Origin of the sequence: Pseudomonas sp. P1.31 (genome assembly GCF_001269815.1) — a bacterium.
Lineage (GTDB): Bacteria > Pseudomonadota > Gammaproteobacteria > Pseudomonadales > Pseudomonadaceae > Aquipseudomonas > Aquipseudomonas rustica.
In genome coordinates this window covers 1-7,742 of sequence record NZ_LHVN01000042.1, presented here as the reverse complement: position 1 = coordinate 7,742, position 7,742 = coordinate 1, and the positions used below count along the sequence as shown (strand labels likewise).

Sequence of the window (7,742 nt, the reverse complement as noted above, 5' to 3'; positions counted from 1 at the left end):
GATCTTCATGCCTTTCAAAACCTGAGTTCGACTGGATATCTCAGGTCGATGTATGACGGAAGAACAACACGGTCAGCTCCCTCTCCCTCCGGGAGAGGGCTGGGGTGTGTAGAGACCGGTACATCCTTTACAAATTAGACCGGGGACATCGTTTACACCTTTACAGGCTTGAAACGCGTTTGGCGCCCCTTTCAAGCCTGCCTAAACAGTGGCTGCAAAGATACAGTTCCCAAGCATCATCAGCCACCTCCTTCAGCGCGATGTCCTCTCCAATCAGAGCCTCTCCTAGAAAAATCAGCTGTCCTTTCCATTTGATTTCCCCATTTGACCGAACCTTGCGCACTTCAACATCGGAACCATATTCAAGCGCAGGCAAGTAACCCGGATAAGCGCGTATCGACGGGCTATAGACAGATGCCGGTGGTTTCATGCCCAGCGCGGTATGCGGTCGGTGGTGGTTGAAGTCTTGGATGAAATCCTGAAAAGCCAGCTGCTGGCGCACCAAGTTTTCCGCCGGTGGCACTGCTGCCTTTAACGTTCGATGCATCCGTTCATGTCGACCATTTTGGTCGGGACGGCCTGGCGTAATCGTTTCGACATGGATTCCAAGCCTGATAAACCAAACCGATAACTTCGAAAGTCGCGCCAGACCTGTCGATGCGAAAGGAGCGCCATTGTCAGTGCGGATCACATCCGGCAGCCCATATTCTCGAAAAGCCCACTCGAAGCCTTCCCGCGTCGGCGCTCCGTGCGTACTGGGCAAAGCGCGACAGACGAATAAAAAGCGGCTCATCTGATCGGTTATGGTCAGCGGATAGCACCAATTACCGTCCTGCATTTTGAACTGCCCTTTGTAATCAGCACACCAAGTCTGGTTGGGCGCGTCGACCGGACGCAAATGTGTCGGAGCACGGGGACGCGGGGGATAGGGCCGTCGCGCCACCACCAAACCAGCTTTCTTCAGCCACTCCCCGGCGGTACTCGCCGCCGGCCATTGGATATGCGAATCGGAAACGCGCAGGCGATCAATGATCTGTTTGGGTCCCCGATCGGGATGTTCGTTTTTCTTGGCCAGCAACTTGGCGATGATTTCGTCGGGCGTTTGATGAGGACAGTTCAACGGCTTGCGCGATTGCTCTTTCAAGCCATCTACGCCCAACGCTGCGTATCGTTCCAGCCACTTGTCGATGGTCGGACGGCTGACGCCATAGCGCCGGCTTAATTGGCTCTTGGTGTAACTGCCGCCAAGCCAGTCGCTGACTAACTTCACTCGTTGATCCATTGGGGACTCTTGATTCCAGGGCATGGTCAGCACCTCCTGACCATGATTGATACCTGTAAACCATGTCCCCGGTCTCAAACGTAAAGGATGTACCCGGTCTTTACCCACCCCAGCCCTCTCCCGGAGGGAGAGGGAGCCGATCTTCATGCCTTTCAAAACCTGAGTTCGACTGGATATCTCAGGTCGATGTATGACGGAAGAACAACACGGTCAGCTCCCTCTCCCTCCGGGAGAGGGCTGGGGTGAGGGTCGGCGTTTACAGCTCAAGCACTTTCTCCACCAACGCCTCAATCTGCTCCTGCCTTTCCGCCTGATTCAATTTCGCCTGCGGATTCAACGACGACCACTGCGGATGCGCCCGCGCCTTGCTCAGCGCCTCCGGCAACTTGCCCTCGCGCCAAGTCTTATCCTGCGGAGTAGCGACCTGAACCGCATCCATCGCCGCATGCCCACGCTGATCCAGCGCCAACACCAACTGCCGCTGGCGCAGCGCCAACAGCCGTAACACCCCATCACCCACTGTCAGCTCACGCTGCCCTTTAATCTTGCCGAGCAAGCGACTGCCATAACTGCGCGCCGTCTGCAGCGCACCCCCGGCAATCGCCCCCGCCAACGCCGCTGCGCCAAGGGTAATCCCGCCAACCAGCAAATCCACACCAGCCCCTGCCGCCGCACCGGCAGCAATTCCGCCACCCACCCGCACACCAAGTTGTTTCAAGGTTTCCGGGTTGAACAGGTCATCACCCCAACGCCCATCGAGCAACGGCAAATCACTTGCCGCCGCATCCTGCGGACGAAACGCATACAGCTTGAGCAGCGCCTCAACACACTTCTGCTCGCGCTGGCGCACAGCCTTGCGCAGTTCGCTGATGGCTTGCTGTTCCTGCTCCGCTTCACTGACCACACTGCGCCGACAAGCCGCACAGTCGATCAATAACTCAGCAATCAATCGCGCCGCACTTTGCTGACGCGCCAGGCGCTGAGCCTGTTGATCAGCAATCAACCGTTCCAGTTGCGGACGAGCATTTTCCAGCAGCAGCGCGAGGCTTTCATACAGCCGCCGCTCGCCATCTTCAGGCGGCGCCACGCTGTCGAAACGCACCAACGCATGCAGCCCCAGCCGCGCCAGCGCCTCACGCCAATCCGGCTCGCGATGGTTGGCGCTGCTGACAAAATTCAGCACCGGCAGCAGCGGTTTGCCGCAACTGGCGAGCACTTCCAGTTCATCGCGGTACTTGGCCAGCACCGGTTCGCGCGCGTCGATCACATACAAACCGGCGTCGGAGGCGAGCAGTTGCCGCAGCACTTTCGCCTCCTGCTCGAAACGCTGGCGCGCCTCGCTGCCGTCGAGAAACCGCGCCAGCCGCGCCGGGCCATCGAGGCGTTCGCCGGGGCGTTCCAGACGTTCGAGAAAATCCAGCAGGGCGATGGCATCTTCCAGCCCCGGCGTGTCGTAGAGGTCGAGCAACGGCTCGCCGTCCACCGACAACCGCGCGCCTTCGACATGCCGCGTGGTGCTCGGGCGATGGGAGACTTCGCCGAAACCGACATCGCGGGTCAGCGTGCGCAACAGTGAGGTCTTGCCGACGTTGGTGTGGCCGACCACCGCGAGTTTCAGCGGCGCTTTCCAGGCATCAGTCATGGCCAGTCTCCAGCCAGTTCAACGGCGCGCAATCGGCAAACTCCAGATCAAGCTGTTGCAGCGCGATGTGCCAGTCGCCGAGGCGTTCGGCATCCAGCGCTTCACCGGGCGGCGCTTGCAGCAGCCAGACGCGGGTTTCTCCGGCGTTGCGCGCCAGTTCGGCGATCAAGGCGAGGCTGCCACGATCCGGTGAGCGCCGTGGGTCGCAGGCAATCGCCAGACGTGCCGGCGGGAAGCGACTGAGTTGTTCGAGAAGTTTATGGCGTGATTCGCGGCTGTCGAGGATGCCAGCATTGCTGACATTTTTCGGCAGCGCGGGCGGCCATGGGCGTTGTTCGTCGAGTTCGATGGCGACCAGCAGCGCACCTTCGCTGGCGAGTTCGCCGACGCTGCTTTCAACGCGGTGCAGTTGCGCAGGCTCCGGATCATTGACGCCGAGGCGTTCGCTTGTCGGCATCAGACGTTCGCGCAATTGCGCGTAGCCGGGCAGGTTCAAGTCCAGACGCAGCGCGGCTTTGCCGCTGTTCCAGCGCCAGAAACACAACAGCGTCAGCAGCAGACGCGGCAGCACGCCGTACACCACCAAAACGCCAACCAGCCAGGTCGCCCAGGCCTGACGGGCGCTTTCGATGTCGAGCGCACCGTCGCCGCTGGCGCGGATCATCTCCACCGTCGGCACGTTGAAGCCGAGCAGCGACGGTAGATACCCCAGCGCGTGGGTGACATGGATAAAGGTGTCGGCGCTGAGAATCGTGGTTTCCCAGACGAAGCCGTAGCGCCGGGTCGCCATCAGCGTCAGCAGCAGAATCAGCGCGCTGAGCATCGCCAGCAACCACAAACCGTTGACCAGCGTACCGAGCGCCCAGCGATTGAGTTTCTTGCGTTGCAGCATCAGCAGCAGGGCGGGCGCCAGTTGCGCGGCTTTGGCGTCGCGGGCCAGTTTTTCGCTGAGCCACAGCCACAATCGTCCGAGCGTGGCGCCGTGTTCGCCGGCAAAGATCAAGCCCAGCAACCAGCTCAGCAGCAGAATCAGGTTCAGCCCGAGCAGACTGCCCAAGGCCCAGAACACATTGACCGGCGTCTGGCCGAGTGCGGCGAAGGCCAGACCGGCGCCGCTCAGCGCCGCGAAGATCATCAGCAACACCAGCGCCAGACGCGCGCCTTGCAGCCAGTGTTTGAGTGCTGCCGTCAGCCCGTCACGTTCGGCCAGCCATAACGCGCGGCGTTGAATGCGGCTCGGCAGATCGCCGCCGGCCGCGCGCGCCAGTCGATTGGCTTCCAGATCTTCCAGCGGGCCTGCGTGTTCTTCGCGCAGGCGCACGGTCTCGGTGAGCCAGAGGTTTTGCAGTGGAGTCAGTTCAGTCACGCGGCATCCCGTCGCTTAATCCAGCGCTGAGCATAACCGCTGTGGCGCTTATCGGGGTAAGCGCGGCTCTGGTATCCTCGCCGGCATGACTAAATCACTCCCCCTCAGCCTGATCGCAGCCCTCGGTGAAAACCGCGTGATCGGCGTCGACAACAGCATGCCCTGGCACCTGCCGGGGGACTTCAAATACTTCAAGGCCACGACCTTGGGCAAGCCGATCATCATGGGTCGCAAGACCTGGGATTCGCTCGGCCGACCGTTGCCGGGGCGCTTGAACATCGTCGTTAGCCGTCAGGCCGATCTGGTGCTGGAAGGTGCCGAGGTGTATCCGTCGCTGGAAGCAGCGGTGGTTCGCGCCGAAGAATGGGCGAAAGAGCAGGGCGTTGATGAGCTGATGCTGATTGGTGGCGCGCAGTTGTACGCGCAAGGGCTGGCGCAGGCGGATCGTCTGTATCTGACGCGCGTGGCGTTGAGCCCGGAAGGGGATGCGTGGTTTCCGGAGTTTGATTCGGAGCAGTGGAAGCTGGTGTCGAATGTGCCGAATCCGGCTGAAGGCGACAAACCCGCGTACAACTTCGAAGTCTGGGAGAAGGCTTAAAAGATCGCAGCCTGCGGCAGCTCCTACACGGTATCCGTGTTCCCCCTGTAGGAGCTGCCGAAGGCTGCGATCCTTTGATCTTGCTTTACATCAGGCCTGAGCCAACTCCGCATGCTCATCGGCATCCAGCAGTTCTTTATCAGTCTGCTGCATCACCTGACTGGTAATCGCACCCGCCGTGATCGAACCACTCACGTTCAACGCCGTCCGCCCCATATCAATCAGTGGTTCAACCGAAATCAGCAACGCCACCAATGACACCGGCAAACCCATCGCCGGCAGCACGATCAGCGCCGCGAACGTCGCGCCGCCACCGACACCGGCCACACCGGCCGAACTCAGCGTCACAATCGCCACCAACGTCGCGATCCACAGCGGATCCAGCGGGTTGATGCCCACGGTCGGCGCAACCATCACCGCCAACATCGCCGGGTACAGCCCCGCGCAACCGTTCTGGCCAATCGTCGCACCGAACGATGCCGCAAAACTCGCCACCGACTGCGGAATCCCCAGACGACGGGTCTGCGCTTCAATGCTCAGCGGAATGCTCGCCGCGCTCGAACGGCTGGTAAATGCGAACGTCAGCACCGGCCAGATCTTGCGGAAGAAACGCAGCGGATTGATCCCGGCCGCCGACACCAGCAAACCGTGTACGACAAACATCAGGCCCAGGCCCAGATACGACACCACGACGAAACTGCCGAGCTTGATGATGTCCTGCAGGTTGGAACCGGCGACCACTTTGGTCATCAGCGCCAGCACACCGTACGGGGTCAGCTTCATCACCAGACGCACCAGACGCATCACCCAGGCTTGCAGGGTGTCGATGGCGTTGATCACTTTCTGACCTTTTTCGACGTCATCCTTGAGCAGTTGCAGCGCGGCAACCCCGAGGAATGCGGCGAAAATCACCACGCTGATGATCGACGTCGGCTTGGCCCGCGCCAGATCGGCAAACGGGTTTTGCGGGATGAACGACAGCAGCAGTTGCGGCACATTCAGGTCGGCGACCTTGCCGGCGTAGTCGGTCTGAATGGTTTGCAGACGGGCCATTTCCTGGGTGCCGGCGACCAGACCTTCAGCGGTGAGGCCGAACAGGTTGGTCAGGCCGATGCCGATCAGCGCCGCAATCGCGGTGGTGAACAGCAGGGTGCCGATGGTCAGGAAGCTGATTTTGCCCAACGACGACGCGTTGTGTAGACGCGCCACGGCGCTGAGGATCGAGGCGAACACCAGCGGGATAACGATCATTTGCAGCAACTGCACGTAGCCGTTGCCGACCAGATCGAACCAGCCGATCGAGGTTTTCAGAATCGGGTTGCCGGCACCGTAAACGGTGTGCAGCGCCACGCCGAAAGCCACGCCCAGAGCGAGCGCGAGCAGGACTTTTTTCGCCAGGCTCCACGTGGTGTGGCGGGTTTGCGCCAGACCGAACAGCAGGGCGAGGAACACCAGCAGGTTGAGAATCAACGGTAGGTTCATGAGAACTCCAGAAAGACTTTGCCAACAGCCTTCCGGGGCTGCTGCGAACCGGCAAGCCTAACAGCTTGATTTGCAATGATTTAATACCGAAATCTTCGGGCGTCCGTCGTTTTTGGAATAAGCGCGTGTCGCTCTCGGCAATGCATCTGGCGCAAATAGCGGCGAGGGCGGTCGCTGACAGACGAGGACTGTCACACACATTTGTTAGCGTCGATGCTTTTACATCAGGGAGAAAGCGTCGATGAAATTCGCACCGAAATTTCTGGCTGTCGCACTGGCTGTGGGCATGGGCCTGGCTTCTCAGGCTTTCGCCACCGACCTGAAACACTGGCCCGCCGATCAGGCCAAAGCGCTGGACGCGATGATCGCGGCCAACGCCAACAAGGGTAACTACGCGGTGTTCGACATGGACAACACCAGTTACCGCTACGACCTCGAAGAGTCCTTGTTGCCGTTCATGGAAAACAAGGGCCTGATCACCCGCGACAAACTCGACCCCTCCTTGAAACTGATGCCGTTCAAGGACACCGCCGACCACAAGGAAAGCTTGTTCAGTTACTACTATCGCCTCTGCGAAGTCGACGACATGGTCTGCTACCCGTGGGTGGCGCAGGTGTTCTCCGGTTTCACCCTCAAGGAACTCAAAGGCTACGTCGATGAGCTGATGGCTTCGGGCAAACCGGTGCCGGCGACTTATTACGAAGGCGATGTAGTCAAGAAGCTCGACGTCAATCCGCCGAAAATCTTCACCGGCCAGGTTGAGCTGTACAACAAGTTGATGGAGAACGGCATCGAGGTTTACGTGATGACCGCGGCTTCCGAAGAACTGGTGCGCATGGTCGCGGCGGATCCGAAGTACGGCTACAACGTCAAACCGCAGAACGTTATCGGCGTGACCACGCTGCTGAAAAACCGCGAGACTAACGAACTGACCACCGCGCGCAAGCAGATCACCGCCGGTAAATATGACGAGAAGGCCAACCTAGGGCTCGAACTGACGCCATATCTGTGGACCCCGGCGACGTGGATGGCCGGCAAGCACGCGGCGATCCTCACTTACATCGACGAGTGGAAAAAACCGGTGTTGGTCGGTGGCGATACGCCGACCAGCGACGGTTACATGCTGTTCCACGATGTTGACGTGGCGAAGGGCGGGATTCACTTGTGGATCAACCGCAAGGACAAGTACATGACGCAGTTGAACGGCATGATGGCCAAACACGCGGCGGCGCAGGCGAAGGAAGGGTTGCCGGTGACGGCGGACAAGAACTGGGTGATCGTCAAGCCTGAAGAAATTCAGTAACCCCCTGTAGGAGCTGCCGAAGGCTGCGATCTTTTGATCTTGATTTAAGGGCAAGATCAAAAGATCGCA

General features: G+C 60.0%; 6 protein-coding genes. 2 read left to right on the top strand and 4 right to left on the bottom strand.

Annotation, left to right across the window (positions count from 1 at the left end):
- Nucleotides 1–160 precede the first annotated feature (160 nt).
- From AD669_RS25690 to AD669_RS25680, 3 genes are all read right to left on the bottom strand, one after another.
- The gene (locus AD669_RS25690; protein WP_053120739.1) at nt 161–1,306 is read right to left on the bottom strand and encodes an integrase core domain-containing protein; all 1,146 of its coding nucleotides are present in this window, start codon (nt 1,304–1,306) and stop codon (nt 161–163) included.
- A gap of 232 nt (nt 1,307–1,538) precedes the next feature.
- Nucleotides 1,539–2,924, bottom strand: a complete 1,386-nt coding sequence (locus tag AD669_RS25685) for a GTPase/DUF3482 domain-containing protein (protein WP_053124771.1) — start codon at nt 2,922–2,924, stop codon at nt 1,539–1,541.
- Nucleotides 2,917–4,290: a DUF2868 domain-containing protein gene (locus AD669_RS25680; protein WP_053124769.1), complete on the bottom strand. Its 1,374-nt coding sequence runs from the start codon at nt 4,288–4,290 to the stop codon at nt 2,917–2,919. Before AD669_RS25680 ends, AD669_RS25685 begins: the two co-directional genes overlap by 8 nt.
- An 85-nt stretch (nt 4,291–4,375) precedes the next feature.
- On the opposite strand from AD669_RS25680, the gene AD669_RS25675 reads away from it, so the two are divergent.
- Nucleotides 4,376–4,888: a dihydrofolate reductase gene (locus AD669_RS25675; protein ID WP_053124767.1), complete on the top strand. Its 513-nt coding sequence runs from the start codon at nt 4,376–4,378 to the stop codon at nt 4,886–4,888.
- Nucleotides 4,889–4,978: 90 nt separating this feature from the next.
- Here AD669_RS25675 and AD669_RS25670 read toward each other — a convergent pair whose 3' ends face one another.
- Nucleotides 4,979–6,370, bottom strand: coding sequence for an L-cystine transporter (locus AD669_RS25670; protein ID WP_053124765.1), 1,392 nt, complete (start codon nt 6,368–6,370; stop codon nt 4,979–4,981).
- Nucleotides 6,371–6,611: 241 nt separating this feature from the next.
- Here AD669_RS25670 and AD669_RS25665 point away from each other — a divergent pair, with 241 nt between their 5' ends.
- Entirely contained in the window at nt 6,612–7,673 is a 1,062-nt protein-coding gene (locus AD669_RS25665; protein ID WP_053124763.1) for a phosphorylcholine phosphatase, read from the top strand.
- Nucleotides 7,674–7,742 lie beyond the last annotated feature (69 nt).

Coding starts and splice junctions, on each gene's coding strand:
- AD669_RS25690 (WP_053120739.1), bottom strand. CDS start 1,306: ATGCCCTGGAATCAAGAGTCCCCAATGGATCAACGAGTGAAGTTAGTC.
- AD669_RS25685 (WP_053124771.1), bottom strand. CDS start 2,924: ATGACTGATGCCTGGAAAGCGCCGCTGAAACTCGCGGTGGTCGGCCAC.
- AD669_RS25675 (WP_053124767.1), top strand. CDS start 4,376: ATGACTAAATCACTCCCCCTCAGCCTGATCGCAGCCCTCGGTGAAAAC.
- AD669_RS25670 (WP_053124765.1), bottom strand. CDS start 6,370: ATGAACCTACCGTTGATTCTCAACCTGCTGGTGTTCCTCGCCCTGCTG.
- AD669_RS25665 (WP_053124763.1), top strand. CDS start 6,612: ATGAAATTCGCACCGAAATTTCTGGCTGTCGCACTGGCTGTGGGCATG.